12 protein-coding genes are annotated in these 15,955 nt (G+C 74.4%); 4 read left to right on the top strand and 8 right to left on the bottom strand.

Annotated features, from left to right (window positions below):
* Positions 1 to 170: 170 nt before the first annotated feature.
* The 3 genes from ACIRO3_RS22355 to ACIRO3_RS22365 form a co-directional block, all read right to left on the bottom strand.
* Positions 171 to 1,379 carry an SWIM zinc finger family protein gene (locus tag ACIRO3_RS22355; protein WP_404139351.1) on the bottom strand — a complete coding sequence of 403 codons (1,209 nt, stop codon included), beginning with the start codon at positions 1,377 to 1,379 and terminating at the stop codon, positions 171 to 173.
* Positions 1,376 to 4,222, bottom strand: coding sequence for an SNF2-related protein (locus ACIRO3_RS22360; protein WP_404139354.1), 2,847 nt, complete (start codon positions 4,220 to 4,222; stop codon positions 1,376 to 1,378). The genes ACIRO3_RS22355 and ACIRO3_RS22360 overlap by 4 nt, the downstream gene beginning before the upstream one ends.
* A gap of 165 nt (positions 4,223 to 4,387) precedes the next feature.
* Positions 4,388 to 5,812, bottom strand: a complete 1,425-nt coding sequence (locus ACIRO3_RS22365) for a helix-turn-helix domain-containing protein (RefSeq protein ID WP_404139357.1) — start codon at positions 5,810 to 5,812, stop codon at positions 4,388 to 4,390.
* A gap of 172 nt (positions 5,813 to 5,984) precedes the next feature.
* Here ACIRO3_RS22365 and ACIRO3_RS22370 point away from each other — a divergent pair, with 172 nt between their 5' ends.
* Together ACIRO3_RS22370 and ACIRO3_RS22375 are read left to right on the top strand one after the other, a co-directional pair.
* A complete protein-coding gene (locus ACIRO3_RS22370; protein ID WP_404139360.1) occupies positions 5,985 to 6,596 on the top strand; it encodes a hypothetical protein in 612 nt (203 codons plus the stop codon).
* A 55-nt stretch (positions 6,597 to 6,651) separates the two neighbouring features.
* Positions 6,652 to 6,909, top strand: coding sequence for a DUF6343 family protein (locus ACIRO3_RS22375; RefSeq protein ID WP_404139363.1), 258 nt, complete (start codon positions 6,652 to 6,654; stop codon positions 6,907 to 6,909).
* A gap of 183 nt (positions 6,910 to 7,092) precedes the next feature.
* Here ACIRO3_RS22375 and ACIRO3_RS22380 read toward each other — a convergent pair whose 3' ends face one another.
* The 4 genes from ACIRO3_RS22380 to rpsA all read right to left on the bottom strand — a co-directional run bounded on the left by ACIRO3_RS22380 (position 7,093) and on the right by rpsA (position 11,055).
* Positions 7,093 to 7,509, bottom strand: coding sequence for a tetratricopeptide repeat protein (locus tag ACIRO3_RS22380; RefSeq protein ID WP_361773643.1), 417 nt, complete (start codon positions 7,507 to 7,509; stop codon positions 7,093 to 7,095).
* A 135-nt stretch (positions 7,510 to 7,644) separates the two neighbouring features.
* Complete coding sequence (gene coaE / locus ACIRO3_RS22385; protein ID WP_404139367.1) at positions 7,645 to 8,250, bottom strand: dephospho-CoA kinase; 606 nt, start codon at positions 8,248 to 8,250, stop codon at positions 7,645 to 7,647.
* A gap of 84 nt (positions 8,251 to 8,334) precedes the next feature.
* A complete protein-coding gene (locus tag ACIRO3_RS22390) occupies positions 8,335 to 9,273 on the bottom strand; it encodes a PAC2 family protein (RefSeq protein ID WP_404139369.1) in 939 nt (312 codons plus the stop codon).
* 261 nt (positions 9,274 to 9,534) lie between these two features.
* Positions 9,535 to 11,055, bottom strand: a complete 1,521-nt coding sequence (gene rpsA / locus ACIRO3_RS22395; RefSeq protein ID WP_361773652.1) for a 30S ribosomal protein S1 — start codon at positions 11,053 to 11,055, stop codon at positions 9,535 to 9,537.
* 409 nt (positions 11,056 to 11,464) lie between these two features.
* Here rpsA and ACIRO3_RS22400 point away from each other — a divergent pair, with 409 nt between their 5' ends.
* Together ACIRO3_RS22400 and ACIRO3_RS22405 are read left to right on the top strand one after the other, a co-directional pair.
* On the top strand, positions 11,465 to 12,313 hold the full coding sequence (locus ACIRO3_RS22400) for a class I SAM-dependent methyltransferase (RefSeq protein WP_361773655.1): 849 nt from the start codon (positions 11,465 to 11,467) through the stop codon (positions 12,311 to 12,313).
* A gap of 4 nt (positions 12,314 to 12,317) precedes the next feature.
* Positions 12,318 to 14,951 (top strand): ATP-dependent RNA helicase, encoded by a 2,634-nt coding sequence (locus ACIRO3_RS22405; protein ID WP_404139373.1) that lies wholly within the window; start codon positions 12,318 to 12,320, stop codon positions 14,949 to 14,951.
* A gap of 9 nt (positions 14,952 to 14,960) precedes the next feature.
* Here ACIRO3_RS22405 and ACIRO3_RS22410 read toward each other — a convergent pair whose 3' ends face one another.
* Complete coding sequence (locus ACIRO3_RS22410; RefSeq protein ID WP_404139376.1) at positions 14,961 to 15,953, bottom strand: DUF3068 domain-containing protein; 993 nt, start codon at positions 15,951 to 15,953, stop codon at positions 14,961 to 14,963.
* Positions 15,954 to 15,955: the final 2 nt, after the last annotated feature.

The following is a 15,955-nucleotide window of genomic DNA, read 5'->3' on the forward strand; positions in this document are numbered from 1 at the left end:
CGGCCGGACGTCGTCGAGCCGCGCCGACAGGCTCGGCCGCCGGCCGGACGCGGCTGACGACGCTCGCCGAAGCCCTCGCGGACGCCGAGGAAGGGTCGACGGACACCGCAGGACGGCGCCCGGGGCCGCATGCTCCACCTCGCGGCACCGGTCCCGGTCTGTCGGGGCGCTCAGCGCCGCAGGGCGGCGTCGACCGGGTCCGTGGACGGGCGGCCGGAGGGCCACCAGTCGGCGTCGCCCAAGCGGGACTCGTAGGGGTACCAGAGGCCCTCGCGGCTGAGCCGGAGTTGACGGTTCCCGGCGGTCAGGCGGTTGCGGTCGGGGCGGTACGGGCCCCGGCCCGCGGCGAGCAGGGCCGGGCGCGCCCGGTCGAAGGGGCCGGCCGGCGGGTCCCAGGGTTCGTCGAGGACGGACAGGCCCGGCAGGCCCCCCTGACGCCAGGCGGCCGCGCCCCGGGCCAGGTCGGTGGTGGTCCGGCCGGTGGCGCGGGCCAGGTCCCGGTAGAGGGTGCGGGCGACGCCGGTCAGGCCGGCCGTGGGGTGCGCGGAGGCCAGCCGGACGGCGTCCTGCCACAGGGTGAGGCCGGCGATCGGGTCCTCGCCGGTCGCCAGCAGTGCGAGGGCCCGGGCGCCCGCGTCCGTCGCGAGCTGGTCCAGCGCGAGCGGGTCGGGTGCGGCGGGGTCGGCCGGGTAGGCGGGCGGCAGTCCGGGGGCGACCGGGGCCGCCATCGGCGCCGGCAGCGGAGGCAGCGCGGTGCGGGCCACCGCCGCGCGGGCGGGGACCCCGGGGAAGTCGGGGGTGGTGTCGGGCTGTTCGCGGGCGGCGTGGGCGGCGTTGCGCCGGGTCAGCTCCTCCAGCAGTTCCCGCTCCCCGCGCCCGCGCAACAGCAGCAGCACGAACGGGTCCTCGTCCAGCAGCCGGGCCGCCCGGTAGCAGAGGGCCGCCGCGTGCTTGCACGGCGGACGCCCCACGTCCGGGCAGGAGCAGCGTGCCGCCGGCTCTCCCGGCCCCGGCAGGATCGTCTCCGCGAGGGACTCCGGAACCTCCCGTTCCAGCAGCGCGGCCAGAGCCGCCGGGTCGGCGGCCACCGTCTCCAGCACCTCGCCCCACTCGGCGTCCGTGAAGGCCGGCAGCGCCAGCTCGGTGCGGTACGGGCGGGCCCGGCTCCCCCGGACGTACGCCACGATCCGACCGGGGGTGATCGTCACCGCGTCGACGTGGCCCTCGGCGGCATACGTGCGCCCCCGCGCGAGGCGGGCCGCGTCCGAAGCGCGTTCCTCCAGCGCGACCACCCAGGCCCGGCCCCACCAGGTCATCGCCTCCACCCCGGCGGGCACGGTCTCGAAGGTGCGCCGGCGATCGTCCCGCGCGGTGATCATTCGGGCCTCCGCAGGGACACCAGGTCGGCCAGCTCGCGGTCGGAGAGCTCGGTCAACGCCGACTCGCCGGAGCCCAGCACGGCGTCGGCCAAGGCCCGCTTGGCCTCCAGCATCTCGGCGATCCGGTCCTCGACGGTGCCCTCCGCGATGATCCGGTGCACCTGGACGGGCTGGGTCTGGCCGATGCGGTACGCGCGGTCGGTGGCCTGCTCCTCCACGGCCGGGTTCCACCAGCGGTCGAAGTGGACGACGTGACCGGCGCGCGTGAGGTTCAAGCCGGTGCCGGCCGCCTTCAGCGACAGCAGGAACACCGGCACCTCGCCCGCCTGGAACCGGTCCACGAGTTCCTCCCGGCGCGCCACCGGGGTGCCGCCGTGCAGCAGTTGGTGCGCGATGCCGCGGGTCGCCAGGTGTCGCTCGATGATGCGGGCCATCGTCACGTACTGCGTGAAGATCAGCACGGAGCCGCCCTCGGCCAGGATCGTGTCCAGCAACTCGTCCAACAGCGCGAGCTTGCCCGACCGGTGCGGGATCCGGGGCCGCTCCTCCTTGAGGTACTGGGCGGGGTGGTTGCAGATCTGCTTGAGCGAGGCCAGCAACTTCATGATCATCCCGCGTCGCTCGATGCCCTCGCTCGTCTCGATCACGGCCATCGCCTCGTCCACCGCCGCCTGGTAGAGCGAAGCCTGCTCCCGGGTGAGCGACACGGGGTGGTCGGTCTCGGTCTTCGGCGGGAGCTCGGGCGCGATGCCGGGGTCGGACTTCTTGCGCCGCAGCAGGAAGGGGCGTACCAGCGCGGCCAGTCGGGCGACCGCCTCGTCGTTGCCGCCGTCCTCCTCCGACTGGTGCTCCACCGGGCGGGCGTGGCGGGCCCGGAACGTGGTGAGCGGGCCCAGCAGCCCCGGTGTGGTCCAGTCGAGGAGCGCCCACAGCTCGGAGAGGTTGTTCTCCACGGGGGTGCCCGTCAACGCCACCCTGGCCGGGGCCGGGATCGTGCGCAGGGCCTTCGCCGTCGCCGAGTGCGGGTTCTTCACGTGCTGGGCCTCGTCCGCGACGACCATGCCCCAGCGCTGCTCGGCCAGCCGGGCGGCGCCGGCGCGCATCGTCCCGTACGTGGTGAGCACGAACCCGCCGGCCGCGTCGAGCCCGTCGAGGCTGCGGCCGGCGCCGTGGAACCGGCGGACCGGGGTGCCGGGGGCGAACCGCTCGATCTCCCGCTGCCAGTTGCCCAGCAACGACGCCGGGCAGACGACCAGGGTCGGCTCCGCCCGGTCCCGGTGCAGGTGCAGCGCGATCAGCGTCACCGTCTTGCCCAGGCCCATGTCGTCGGCCAGACAGCCGCCGAGACCGAGCGAGGTCATCAGGTCCAACCAGGCCAGCCCCCGCGCCTGGTAGTCGCGCAGGGTGGCCTTCAACGCGGCGGGCTGCGGCAACGGCGCGAGTTCGCCGGTGAGGCGCTCCCGCAGCGCGGCCAGCGCCCCCACGGGGACCGCCTGGACCGGCTCGCCCTCGACCTCGGTGGTCCCCGTCAGTACGGCGGCCAACGCGTCCACCGGGTCCAGCAGTCCCAACTCCCGCTTGCGGGCCTTGCGCACCAGCTCCGGATCCACCCGCACCCACTGGTCGCGCAACCGCACCACGGGCCGGTGGGCCTGCGCGAGCGCGTCCATCTCCCCCGGGGTGAGCCGGTCGCCGCCCAGGGCGAGCTCCCACGAGAAGGCGAAGAGCTGCCCCGCGTCGAAGAAGGCCGTGCCGTCGGTGGCGGAGCCGGGCGCGGTGGACCGCACGACGGCGGTCGCGGACAACGTACGGGCCAACTCGCGCGGCCAGTGGACCAGGACCCCCGCGCTCGCCAGCCGGGTCGCGGCGGCGCCCAGCAGGTCTTCCAGATCCGGATCCGACAGGGCCAGCGCGTCGGGCACCGGCTGGTCCAGCAGGCGCAGCAGCGGCGGCCACACCCGGGCGGCCCGGCGCAGGGCCAGCGCGGCGTCGATCCGCGCCCGCGGACCGAATCCCGCGGCAGCCGTACCGGCCCAGAGGGTCGCCGCGTCGGCGACGAGCGTCGGGTCCGCGAGGCTGTGGACCTGGACCACGGCGGCCCCGGCGCGCCGCACGTCCTCGGGCTCGGCCTCGTCGAACAGCCGGAAGGAGGACAGGTCGAGCCGCAGCGAGATCCCCACCCCGGTGTCGGCGCCTGCCGCGACCTGGGTGGCCCACTCCCGTATCCCGGACACCGGCTGGGGTTCCCACGCGGCGAACGGGCGCCCGGCGGCCACCGACGCCGCCGGGGTACGGGGCAGGCTGTCGGCCACGGCGTCCAGGAAAGCCCGGACCAGGGCCTCCGGTTCGGGGAGCGTCGTCGGGCGCCGGCCGGCGAGCGGTACGGCGTACGCCTCGTGGGGCAGGGCGGCGGCGACCGCGCGCAGGTACCCGACGTCCTCGGCGTCGAGGGGGCCGGCCCGCCAGGCGTCGACGCCCTCGGGGGTGACCCCGGGCAGCAGCCGGCCGCGCGCGACCAGGCTGAGCGCCTGGGTGGCGGCGGTGGCCCAGGCCCGCGCGGCGGGAGCGCAGGCCACGGCCCGGTCGCGGGAGGCCCGGACCAGCAGGGGCAGCGCTTCGACGACGGGCAGGGCCACGGCCGGGACGATCCGGGCGCGCACCCCGCTCCCGTGCGGGCGGACGACGTTCAGCGGATGCGGGGTGCCGACCTCGGGCAGGGGGGCGCCGTCGGGCGCCCAGAAGACGAGCCGGCCCCGGCGGGGAACGGCGTCGGGGAGGAACACGGCGGCGTGCCGCAACAGCGGGACGAGAGGGTCCGCCGGGGGCGGCGGTGGCGGTGTCACGGGGTGTTCCTCCCTTCCCGGTGGGCGGCGGTCGCGTCTGCCGTCGAGTCTAGGTGGGGGCACTGACAGCGCCGCCGCCCGGCCGGGCGGCGGCCGGCGGCCCCGCGCGCGGCCGGGACGGGGCGGGACGGGACGGAACGGGGCGGCCGGAGCCGGGTGCCCGCCTCAGCGCGACCAGCGGGACCGCTCCGCGGCGAAGCCGTACACCGGACGGCCCGGGTGGGCGCTGGTGCGCCATGGGCGGCCGTCGTCGTCCAGGCGCAGGGTGCCCGAGCCGGAGGGGCCGGACCAGCGGAGATCGAGGTACCAGTCGCAGTCGCAGCCGGTGGTGGCCGTCTCCACCCGCAGCACGACCGGTTCGGCCGCCGAGACCCGCATCGGGAACGCCGGCGCGGGAATCGCCTCGCCGGCGTCGTTCCCCGCGACGGGCCGGGCCAGCGGCCTGGGGGCGTCCAGATTGACCGCGAACGTGGCCGGGGTCAGTCCCCCGCCGCAGCCCTGGGACATCTGGTAGACGTTCCAGGCGGGCGGGGTGCGGCGGGCGGCCACCCGGACCTCCAGGCCCTGGAGGACCACGGCCCCCTCCCCCGCCCCGTGCAGGGTGACCTCGACGATCTGGCTCCCGGCGTGCACGGCCCGCTGGGACCGCGCCCAGGCGGCGGCGTCCGCCTCCACCGGAGGCGGGGGCACGGCCGCCGGTTCCCGTGCGGAGAGGTAGGCGTGGTCGCAGCCGGCGGCCCACACGTGGGAACGTACGACCGCCCGCGGCGGCGCCGGATCCGCCGGCGTCCCGCCGCCGGCGGGCGCCTGCGCGGAGGGGCTCCGCGGGACCGGGCCGCCGGTCGGGTTCGAGGCCGGCGCCGATCCCGCGGCGGAGGCCGGGGGCGGGGCGGAGGAGGACGCGGAGGGGCTCGGACCGCCGGACGCGTTCGAGGGCGAGGCCGTGGACGAGGGCGGAATCGACGGCACGCTCGCGGCCGGGGCGCCGCTGCCCGTCACCCCGGCCGTGCCCCGTTCGGGCCCGGCCGCCGCGAGCACCGCCACCGCCATCGCGCTCACCGCGAGTCCCGCGCCGGCGACCGCCACCGCCCGCCGCCGGTACCAGGGCGACGGCGCCCCCGAAACCACGCCCACCGGCTCCGGCTCCGGCTCGGGATCCCGGTCCGGCTCGGGCTCGGGCCCCGGCTCCGGCTCCGGCTCGGGATCCCGGTCCGGCTCGGGCTCGGGCTCGGGCTCGGGCTCGGGCTCGGGCTCGGGCTCGGGCTCGGGCTCGGAGGCAGGTGCGGACACGGGCGCGGGAACCACCACCGGTACCGCCTCCGCCGGCGCCCGGCGTCGCGCGTCGGCCAGCAGCCACGCCCGGTGCAGTTCCACCGCCTCCTCCTGGCCGGCCCCGCAGGCACGCGCGAAGCGGTCCACCACCGCGAACTCCGCGGGGACCGCCTCCCCCTTGCAGTACCGGTGCAGGGTCGAGGTACTGGTGTGCAGCCGGCGTCCGAGGACGCCGTAGCTGAGCCCCGCGCGCTCCTTCAGCTCCCGCATCAGCCGTGCGAAGTTCTCCGCCTCCGCCGACCGTTCCGCCTCGCCCACGACGTCCCCCCGTCCCGTGAAACCGTTCCACCCCAGCATGTTCCCCCAGGTGGAAGGCCATAAGGGCGTTCCAGTGTCCCGAATCCGCCCCAATCCGTAGCGTGCGATCCCGCCTCGGGTGGAAGCTCTTCACCGGACAGCCACACCGACCGGAAACGGGGACCCGACCACCATGCTCCGACGCTTCACCACAGCCTTCGCGGCCACCGCCACCGTGGCCGCCGCGCTGCTCCTCGCCACCTCGGCCACCGCCACCGCGGCCGCCGCGGCGCCCGGATTCCTCAGCGGCACCGACCTGCCGCCGCATCCCTCGTCCCCCTGGTACGCCGGCAAGGTCACCAAGGGCCTGCCGGAGTCCGCCCCGTTCTGTCTGGAGGGGGCACTGCCCGCGGCCGGCAGTTGGCACCGCGCCTTCGGCACCGACTACGACACCGGCGCGACGCAGATCTCCGTGCGGACCGCCTCGAACGCCGCGGCCGCCAAGCTCACGACCGCCTTGGAGCGCAAGGTCGCGGCCTGCGCCGCCGACTGGCTGCGGACGACTCCGGGTGGGACGGCCTCCTGGCAGGACTACGGCAAGCTGCCCGTCGAGGAGGGCGCGCACGTCTACGGGGTGCACACCTCGGTCCCGGACTCCGAGCCGGGCGTCCACCTGTACGGGATCGGCCGCGACGGCGTCACCGTGACCGTCGTGAAGTGGGGGCAGATGGGCCACCTGGGCGACGCGCCCGTGCCCGCGTTCAAGAAGACGACCACCACGGCGGTGAACAAGCTCAACCCCTGACCGGCCGATGGTGGGACCATGGACCCGGGGCCTGCGACGATCCGAGGCGATGGCCATGCGTTCCGGTAACGAGCCGGTGACCGCCCGCAGCCCGCTGCGGCTGCGGTTCTGGTTGAGTCTGTGGGGGCTGATCTGGGCCGCCGCCGGGACGGTCGCGTTCTCGCTGGCCGGTCGTCCCGGGTGGGCGGCGGCCTGTGGGGTGATCGTCCTGCTAGCGGCGGTGGACCTGGCGGTGGTGGTGCACCACATCCACCAGGGCCCGCACTACCAGCCGGGCCCGGGCGTCCCTCCGTACGAGCCTCCCCGCGACTAGGCCGTCTCTTTCGGATCTTGTCGGTCGGGGTCGCGGTGTCCGGCGCCGTGCCCGGCAAGGCGGAGGGGCACCCGTGTACTGGACGTACTCGGGTGCCCCGACAACACCGCCAGGGGCGGCACCGGACACCGCGGCCCCGGCAAGATCCGAAAGAGACGGCCTAGTGCTGTGGCCGGGGGTCGCTCACTCCTCGAAGCGGGCCGCGGCCAGGTACTCGGGTTGGGGATCGAGGGCCGCGGCCAGCCGGAAGTGCTTGCGAGCCTGCTCGCGCCGCCCGGACCGCTCGTGGGTCCGGGCGAGCGCGAAGTGGGCGTACGCGTTGTCCGGCTCCCGCTCCAGCACCAGTTCGAATTCGAGCGTGGCCGCGCGCAGTTGCGCCGCCGCGAAGAAGGCCCGCGCGCGCAGCAGCCGGGCCCCCGTGTTCTCCGGGTGGGCAGCTATGACCGAGTCGAGGAGTCGCACGGCTCCGCGCGGATCACGGGCGGCCAACAGGTGCTCGGCGGCCCGGTAGTCGATGACGTGCGTCTCCGGGCTCGCGGAGCCGGGAGAACCCGAGGGGGACGAGGCGGACGGCGGCTGCGGCGGCGTGGTGTCGGACACGGTGTCTTTCCTTCCCTCTGCGGACATGCCTAACGCGGACATGTTCAGCGCGGACATGTTCAACGCCCGTGCCCGCGCCCGCTGTTCCCGGGCGTCCGGCACGCGCCGGAGGGTTCTTCCCGCGCCGCCCGCCACTCACTCCCCGGCGGCGGCCCGCGCGGCGAGTTCCTCCCACACCTTGCGCACCTGCGGTTCCAGCGCCTCCAGCGGCCCGTCGTTGTCGATGACGAGCGTGGCGATCGCCAGCCGCTGCTCCCGGGTGGCCTGCGCCGCCATCCGCGACCGCGCCTCGTCCTCGGTCATGCCGCGCCGTGCGGTCAGCCGGTCCAGCTGGGTGTCCGACGACGCGTCGACCACGACGACCAGGTCGTAGAGGGTCGCCAGGCCGTTCTCCGTGAGCAGCGGCACGTCGTGCACCACGATCGCGTCGGCGCCCGCCGCCCTTTCCAGTTCGGCGGAACGGGCCCCGACGAGCGGGTGCACGATCGCGTTCAGCGTCCGCAGCTTCTCCTCGTCGGAGAAGACGAGCGACCCGAGTCGCGGCCGGTCCAGCGTCCCCTCGGGGGTCAGCACGGATTCCCCGAACGCCGCCACGACGGCCGCGAGCCCGGGTGTCCCCGGCTCGACGACCTCGCGTGCGATGCGGTCCGCGTCGACGACGACCGCCCCGTACCCCGCCAGCAGTCGAGAGACCTCGCTCTTGCCGGCGCCGATTCCGCCTGTCAGTCCTACTTTCAGCATGCCCGGCAGCCTAGGCCCTTTCGTCTCCGGCGGATCCGGTCGGTCAGGGCCGAAGGAGACGGCCCGGGGCCCGGGCGGGCCGGGTCAGCCTTCGCCCTCGCGCTCCGCCAGGAACCTTTCGAACTCGCGCCCGATCTCGTCCGCGGACGGGATCTCGGCCGGCTCGGCGATCATGTTGCCCCGGGTCTCGGCGCCGGCGGCCGCGTCGTACTGGTGCTCCAGTCCCTGGACCAGGGCGACCAGTTCCTCGTCGCCCTCGCGGATCTGGCGGTCGATCTCGGTCTGCGTGCGGTGGGCCTCGGTCCGCAGGGCGTGTGCCACGGCGGGCAGGACCAGTCCGGTCGCCGCGGTGATCGCCTCCAGCACGGTCAGCGCCGCGTCCGGGTACGGGGAGCGGGCCACGTAGTGCGGTACGTGGGCGGCGACCCCGAGCACGTCGTGCCCGGACTGGCCGAGGCGGAACTCGACCAGGGACTCGGCGCTGCCGGGCACCTGGGCCTCGTCGAACGGGCTGCGGTGTCCGGGCATCAGGTCGGTCCGGTTGCCGTGCGGGGTGATGCCGACGGGACGGGTGTGCGGAACGCCCATCGGGATGCCGTGGAAGTTGACGGAGAGCCGGACGCCGAGGCGCTCGACGATCTGCCGGACGGCGAGCGCGAAGCGCTCCCACTCGACGTCGGGTTCGGGGCCGGAGAGCAGCAGGAACGGCGCGCCGGTGGCGTCCTGGACCAGGCGCACTTCCAGCTCGGGCTCCTCGAACTCCGCCCAGTGGTCGCGCTGGAAGGTCAGGAGCGGGCGCCGGGCCCGGTAGTCCACCAGCCGGTCCGCGTCGAAGCGGGCCACGACCTGGTGGGGCAGCGTGTCGAGGAGTCGCTCCACGATCTGCTCGCCGGCCTCACCCGCGTCGATGTACCCCTCGAAGTGGTAGAGCATGACCAGCCCGGCCGAGTCCTGGGCAAGCGCCAGGTCGGCCACCGCCAGGCCCTTGGCGTCCCATTCGTACAAACCCTGTGGATCAAGCACCGCCACCACTCCTCCTCGCCGTGTTCTCTGCCAAGAACGTCCAAGGAGGCGCCACCATTCCCCAGTTGGCCGCCTTCACGAGAACGCAATGCCACGAACTTCCGCACCGCGCGGGATGGATGCCCGGATGTCGGCGGGGTGAAGCGCCGCATCCCCGACGAACGCGACAAGGCCCGCCCCCCGAAGGGGACGGGCCTTGTCGTTCAGCTCAGCTCAGCCCGCTCTCGCGCCGAGGCGCGAGGGCGTGACGCGCTGCTGCGATCAGCTCTGGCCGCCGGCCAGCTTCTCGCGCAGGGCGGCCAGGGCCTCGTCCGACGCCAGGGCGCCGGAGGTCTCGTCCGCACCCTCGGAGGAGTACGAACCACCGGAGATACCGGCACCGGCACCGGCGTTGCCACCGGCGGCGGGGGCGGCAGCGCCCTCGGCAGCGGCGGCCTCGTCGGCCTCACGGCTCTTGATGACCTGGGCCTGGTGCTGCTCGAAGCGGACCTGCGCCTCGGCGTACTGGCGCTCCCACGTCTCACGCTGGGTGTCGAAGCCCTCGAGCCAGTCGTTGGTCTCGGGGTCGAAGCCCTCGGGGTAGATGTAGTTGCCCTGGTCGTCGTAGGACGCGGCCATGCCGTACAGGGTCGGGTCGAACTCGACCGACGCCGGGTCGGCACCGAAGGACTCGTTGGCCTGCTTCAGCGACAGCGAGATCCGGCGACGCTCGAGGTCGATGTCGATGACCTTGACGAAGATCTCGTCGTTGACCTGGACGACCTGCTCCGGGATCTCCACGTGGCGCTCGGCCAGCTCGGAGATGTGGACCAGACCCTCGATGCCCTCGTCCACGCGGACGAACGCACCGAACGGAACCAGCTTGGTGACCTTACCCGGGACGACCTGGCCGATCTGGTGGGTCCGGGCGAACTGCTGCCACGGGTCTTCCTGCGTCGCCTTCAGCGACAGGGAGACGCGCTCGCGGTCCATGTCCACGTCGAGGACCTCGACGGTGACTTCCTGACCGACCTCGACGACCTCGGACGGGTGGTCGATGTGCTTCCAGGACAGCTCGGAGACGTGCACGAGACCGTCGACGCCACCCAGGTCCACGAAGGCACCGAAGTTGACGATCGAGGAAACGACGCCGGAGCGGACCTGACCCTTCTGCAGGGTGGTGAGGAACGTCTGGCGAACCTCGGACTGGGTCTGCTCGAGCCAGGCGCGGCGGGACAGGACCACGTTGTTGCGGTTCTTGTCCAGCTCGATGATCTTCGCCTCGAGCTCCTTGCCCACGTAGGGCTGGAGGTCGCGGACGCGACGCATCTCGACGAGAGAGGCCGGCAGGAAGCCGCGGAGGCCGATGTCGAGGATGAGACCACCCTTGACGACCTCGATGACGGTACCGGTGACGATGCCGTCTTCTTCCTTGATCTTCTCGATCGTGCCCCAGGCGCGCTCGTACTGAGCACGCTTCTTGGACAGGATGAGACGGCCTTCCTTGTCCTCCTTCTGGAGAACCAGGGCCTCGATCTCGTCGCCGACCTTGACGACCTCGTTCGGGTCGACGTCGTGCTTGATCGAGAGCTCGCGGCTCGGGATCACGCCCTCGGTCTTGTAACCGATGTCGAGGAGAACCTCGTCCCGGTCCACCTTGACGATGACGCCGTCGACGATGTCGCCGTCGTTGAAGTACTTGATCGTCTCGTCGATCGCCGCGAGGAACGCGTCCGCGTCGCCGATGTCGTTGACCGCTACCTGCGGAGGGGTGGTGGCGGTGGTCTCGGTGCTGCTCGTCATGTGGGAAAGGGCTCCGGTTACGGACAGAAAGTCGTAGGTACTGCTACGCCGGGAGCCCTTATCGGCATCTGCCTAAGCCGGACAGCCAAGGAGGCCCCTCTTCCGCTGTGGCGGCAGGGCCTCGAAAACCGAGGGGACATCAACAGATGCAAGCGCAGCCTGCTAGGTCTGAGGAGCACAGGCTCGCAGCGCAACTTGTAGCATACGGGGGCAGCCCAGCAGGGTCAATGCGCGAAGGCGCACACCCCGGGCGGATCGCCGCATAACCGGCACAATTCGTGTGCGGGCAGGCCCCGATGGGGTTTCCCGAACGAATCCCGAGACGTCCGCGGAGGTGCGCGTGCGTCGGCGACGCCCGCGGCCACCACGACGGCCACCCAGACATTCGCAGACTACGACGACGGGCCCCATGAACCAAGAGGACTACGCCCACGAAGAAGCGCTCGGAGCCGACGGCGGCGCCGGGGACGACGCCGAGGCCACGCGCCGTGACGCGTCGGAGGCGGAGAGCAGTCGCGCCAGCCGCAGCTGGTGGGACCGCAACGCCGACGAGTACCAGAGCGATCACGGCGCGTTCCTGGGCGACGACCGTTTCGTCTGGGGCCCCGAGGGACTCGACGAGGCCGAGGCCGCGCTCCTGGGGCCCGCGGCCTCCCTCGCGGGCCGGGACGTCCTGGAGATCGGCGCGGGCGCCGCGCAGTGCTCGCGCTGGCTGGCCGCCCAGGGGGCCCGCCCGGTCGCCCTGGACCTCTCGCACCGCCAGCTCCAGCACGCCCTGCGGATCGGTGACGACATCCCCCTCGTCGAGGCCGACGCGGGGCGGCTGCCCTTCCGCGACGCCTCCTTCGACCTGGCCTGCTCCTCCTACGGGGCGGTCCCCTTCGTCGCGGACCCGGTGAACGTGATGCGCGAGGTGCACCGCGTCCTGCGCCCCGGCGGCCGCTGGGTCTTCTCGGTCACCCACCCCGTGCGGTGGGCGTTCCCCGACGAGCCCGGGCCGGAGGGGCTGTCGGTGGCCGCCTCCTACTTCGACCGGACCCCGTACGTCGAGCAGGACGAGCGGGGCGAGGCGCTGTACGTGGAGCACCACCGGACGATCGGCGACCGGGTCCGGGACGTGGTCGCGGGCGGGTTCCGCCTGGTGGACCTGGTCGAGCCGCAGTGGCCCGAGTGGAACAGTCAGGAGTGGGGCGGCTGGTCCCCGCTGCGCGGCAACCTGATCCCCGGCACCGCGATCTTCGTCTGCGAAAGGGACTGATCCCGTGATCCGCCGCGCCGAACTCGACTCCCTCCCCGTACGGGGCGCCGTGCCCGCGCTCGTGGCCGCCCTGGACGGGCACGGCGCGGCGGTGTTGTGCGCACCGCCGGGCACCGGCAAGACGACTCTGGTGCCGTTGGTCCTCGCGGGTCTGACGGCCCGGGCCGAGGGCGCGCCGCCGCGCCGGGTCGTGGTGGCCGAGCCGCGTCGGATCGCGGCGCGGGCGGCGGCGCGGCGGATGGCGTGGCTGCTGGGCGAGACGGTCGGCGGTTCGGTGGGCTTCACGGTGCGCGGGGAGCGGGTGGTGGGCCCCGACACGCTGGTGGAGGTGGTGACCACGGGCGTCCTGCTCCAGCGGCTCCAGCGGGACCAGGAGCTGGCGGGGGTGGACGTGGTGATCCTGGACGAGTGCCACGAGCGCCATCTCGACGCCGACACCGTCGCCGCTTTCCTGGTGGACGTACGCGAGACCCTGCGCCCGGAGCTGCGGCTGGTGGCGGCTTCGGCGACGACCGACGCGGCCGGGTGGTCGCGGGTGCTGGGGGGCGCGCCGGTGGTGGAGACGGCGGGCGTGTCGTATCCGGTGGAGGTCGTGTGGGCGCCGCCGGCGCGTCCCGTACGGCCGCCGCACGGGTTGCGGGTGGATCCGGCGCAGCTGACGCATGTGGCGTCGGTGGTGCGGCGGGCACTGGCGGAACGTTCCGGCGATGTCCTGTGCTTCCTGCCGGGCGTGGGTGAGCTGGGTCGGGTGGCCGGGCAGCTGGGCGGGGTCGACGCCGAGGTGTTGCAGATCCACGGCCGCGCCCCGGCGGCGGTCCAGGACGCGGCGCTGCGGCCGGCGGAGCACCGCCGGGTGATCCTGTCGACGGCGGTCGCGGAGTCGAGCCTGACCGTGCCGGGCGTCCGGGTGGTCGTGGACGCGGGGCTGGCCCGCGAGCCCCGGGTGGACCACGCCCGGGGGCTGGGCGCGCTGGCGACGGTACGGGCGTCCCGCGCGGCGGGCCGTCAGCGGGCGGGCCGGGCCGGCCGGGAGGCGCCGGGGGCGGTGTACCGCTGCTGGTCGCAGGCCGAGGACGCCCGGTTGACCGCGTTTCCCGCGCCGGAGATCCGGATCGCGGACCTGGCGCAGTTCGCGTTGCAGGCGGCCTGTTGGGGCGACCCGGACGCCGCCGGGCTGGCGTTGCCGGATCCACCGCCGGCCGGGGCGATGGGCGCGGCCCGGGAGGTGCTGCGCGCGGTGGGCGCGGTGGACGCCGCCGGGCGACCGACGGCGCGGGGGCTGCGGATGGCCCGGCTGGGGCTGCACCCGCGGTTGGCGCGCGCGCTGCTGGACGGTGCGGCCGCGCTCGGGGCGCGGCGGGCGGCGGAGCTGGTGGCCCTGTTGAGCGAGGAGCCGCCGCGGGAGTACGGGGACGATCTGGCGGGCGCCTGGCGGCGGGCCCGGCAGGGCGGCGACGCGTACGGCCACCGGTGGCGGACGGAGGTCCGCCGGCTGGAGCGGGCCGCGCAGGAGCCGGGGCCCGCGCCGACGCGGGAGACGGCGGCACCGGCGGGCGCTCCGGTGGGGCCGGGTCCGGTGGAACCGGCTCAGGCGGCGGTGGGGCGAGGTCCGGTGGAACAGGCTCAGGTGGGGCCGGGTCCGGTGGGGCGGGGTCCGCTCTCGGACGACGCCGCCGCCGGGCTGGTGGCCGCGCTCGCGTTCCCGGAGCGGGTGGCGAGGGCCAGGGGCGAGGGGGCCTTCCTGATGGCGTCGGGGACGGCCGCGACGCTCGGTGACGGTTCTCGGCTGCGCAGCGCGCCCTGGCTGGCGGTGGCCGTCGCCGACCGGCCGCCGCACGCGGCGTCGGCGCGGGTCGGGCTCGCCGCCCCGCTCGACGAGGACACCGCCCGCGCGGCCGCGGGGCACCTCTTCCGGTCGGGCGAGGAGGTCCGCTGGGAGGGCGGTGACCTGGTGGCCCGCAGTGTCACCCGGCTCGGGGCGATCGAACTCGCGGCGCGCCCCCTGAAGGACCCCGATCCGGCGCTCGTGCGGGGCGCCCTGCTCGACGGGCTCCGCGCGGAGGGGCTGGGTCTGCTGCGCTGGTCCCAGGACGCGCGGGCATTGCGGGCCCGCCTCGGGTTCCTGCACCGCGCGCTCGGCGGCGCGTGGCCCGACGTGGCCGACGACCGGGCGCTGGTGGAGCGGGCCGACGAGTGGTTGGAGCCCGAGTTGTCCCGGGCCCGGCGCCGATCCGACCTGGGCCGGATCGATGCCGGGCAGGCGCTGAACCGGCTGCTGCCCTGGGCCGGCGGGGAGGCCGGCCGGCTGGACGAGTTGGCCCCGGAACGCATCGAGGTGCCCAGCGGCTCACGCGTCCGCGTCGACTACACGGGCGAGCAACCGGTGCTGGCGGTCAAGCTCCAGGAGTTGTTCGGGTGGGCCCGGACGCCCCGGGTGGCGGGGGTTCCCGTACTCGTCCACCTGCTGTCGCCCGCCGGCAGGCCGGCGGCGGTCACCGCCGACCTGGCGTCCTTCTGGGCCGGCGGCTACCAGGCCGTCCGCGCCGAACTGCGGGGCCGCTACCCCAAGCACCCGTGGCCGCAGGACCCGGCGACGGCCGAGCCGACCCGGCACACCAACGCCCGGCTCGGGCGCTGACCGGGTGGTTCAGGGCGCCGCCCGGGTGGCTCGATGGCCCATCGGGTCCTCGGGCCGCCGGCCGCGCGCCTCCAGCCACAGGGCCAGGCCGAACAGGGCGAGCCCGCCGACGGCGAGGCCGAGGGGCGCGTACGTGTGCAGGGCGAGGACCTTGACGCGGTTCGCGGCGACCAGCTCGCGGGTGTACTCGGCGTAGTCCTCGCGCATCGTCACGTGCCCGGCGAAGACGGTGAGCCGGCCGTCCTGGGCCCCGGCCGCGATGCCGCCGCGCATCTCCTGCCGGATGTCCTGCTCGGCGTTGACGGGCGCCCCGGTCACCGGGTCGACCCAGAACATCGCCTTGGCCGTGTACCAGAGGCTGGTGCCGGTGTTCTGCTCGAACGTCTTCGGGTCGATGCCCTCGATCGGCATCTTCTTCGGCAGCGCCACCTTGGTCCAGGGGATGGTCTGCTCGAAGTAGTAGACGTCCATGCCCTTGAAGGTGCGCGGGCCGACGTAGTGGATCGGCGAGGAACCGCGGGTCTGGGCGTCGAAGTACAGGTAGTCGCGCGGCTCCGTGAAGAACGGCCACTTGAACTCGATGCCCTCGCGCTTGACGGGGTCGCCGTCGACCATCTCGCCGGTGGCGTGCACCGGGTCCTGGGTGTGGGCGTCGAAGACGTAGCGCTCGGGGATCTGGGAGACCATCTTCCCGTCCGGGCCCATGATGTGGGTGAGCGTGTCCCAGACGACCACGTCCTTGCCGGCGCTCGCCTCGATCTCCTTCGACGCCTCGACGTTGCCCTTGAGGGTCTGGACGATGGTGACCTTGTCGACCTTCTTGGGCGTCATGCCGGCGGTGTAGTCGAGGAGGGTCGCGCCCTTGGCCTCCAGGACCATCTCCTGGTACTGCCCCGGCGGGATCTTGGCGAGGCGGGGGTACGCGTACCAGCGCAGTAGCGGTGCGAGGGCCGCGCAGAACACGGCAACGGCAAGCAGGACGAGGCTCGCTCTGCGTCGCATGG

Origin of the sequence: Streptomyces sp. NPDC102278, assembly GCF_044766345.1 — a bacterium.
In the GTDB taxonomy this organism is placed as follows: Bacteria; Actinomycetota; Actinomycetes; order Streptomycetales; family Streptomycetaceae; genus Streptomyces.

Excerpts from the sequence above, each read along its gene's own strand:
- ACIRO3_RS22375 (WP_404139363.1), top strand. The coding sequence starts at position 6,652 with ATGCGTTCCGGTAACGAGCCGGTGACCGCCCGCAGCCCGCTGCGGCTG.
- coaE (WP_404139367.1), bottom strand. The coding sequence starts at position 8,250 with ATGCTGAAAGTAGGACTGACAGGCGGAATCGGCGCCGGCAAGAGCGAG.
- ACIRO3_RS22400 (WP_361773655.1), top strand. The coding sequence starts at position 11,465 with ATGAACCAAGAGGACTACGCCCACGAAGAAGCGCTCGGAGCCGACGGC.
- ACIRO3_RS22355 (WP_404139351.1), bottom strand. The coding sequence starts at position 1,379 with ATGATCACCGCGCGGGACGATCGCCGGCGCACCTTCGAGACCGTGCCC.
- ACIRO3_RS22410 (WP_404139376.1), bottom strand. The coding sequence starts at position 15,953 with ATGCGACGCAGAGCGAGCCTCGTCCTGCTTGCCGTTGCCGTGTTCTGC.
- rpsA (WP_361773652.1), bottom strand. The coding sequence starts at position 11,055 with ATGACGAGCAGCACCGAGACCACCGCCACCACCCCTCCGCAGGTAGCG.
- ACIRO3_RS22370 (WP_404139360.1), top strand. The coding sequence starts at position 5,985 with ATGCTCCGACGCTTCACCACAGCCTTCGCGGCCACCGCCACCGTGGCC.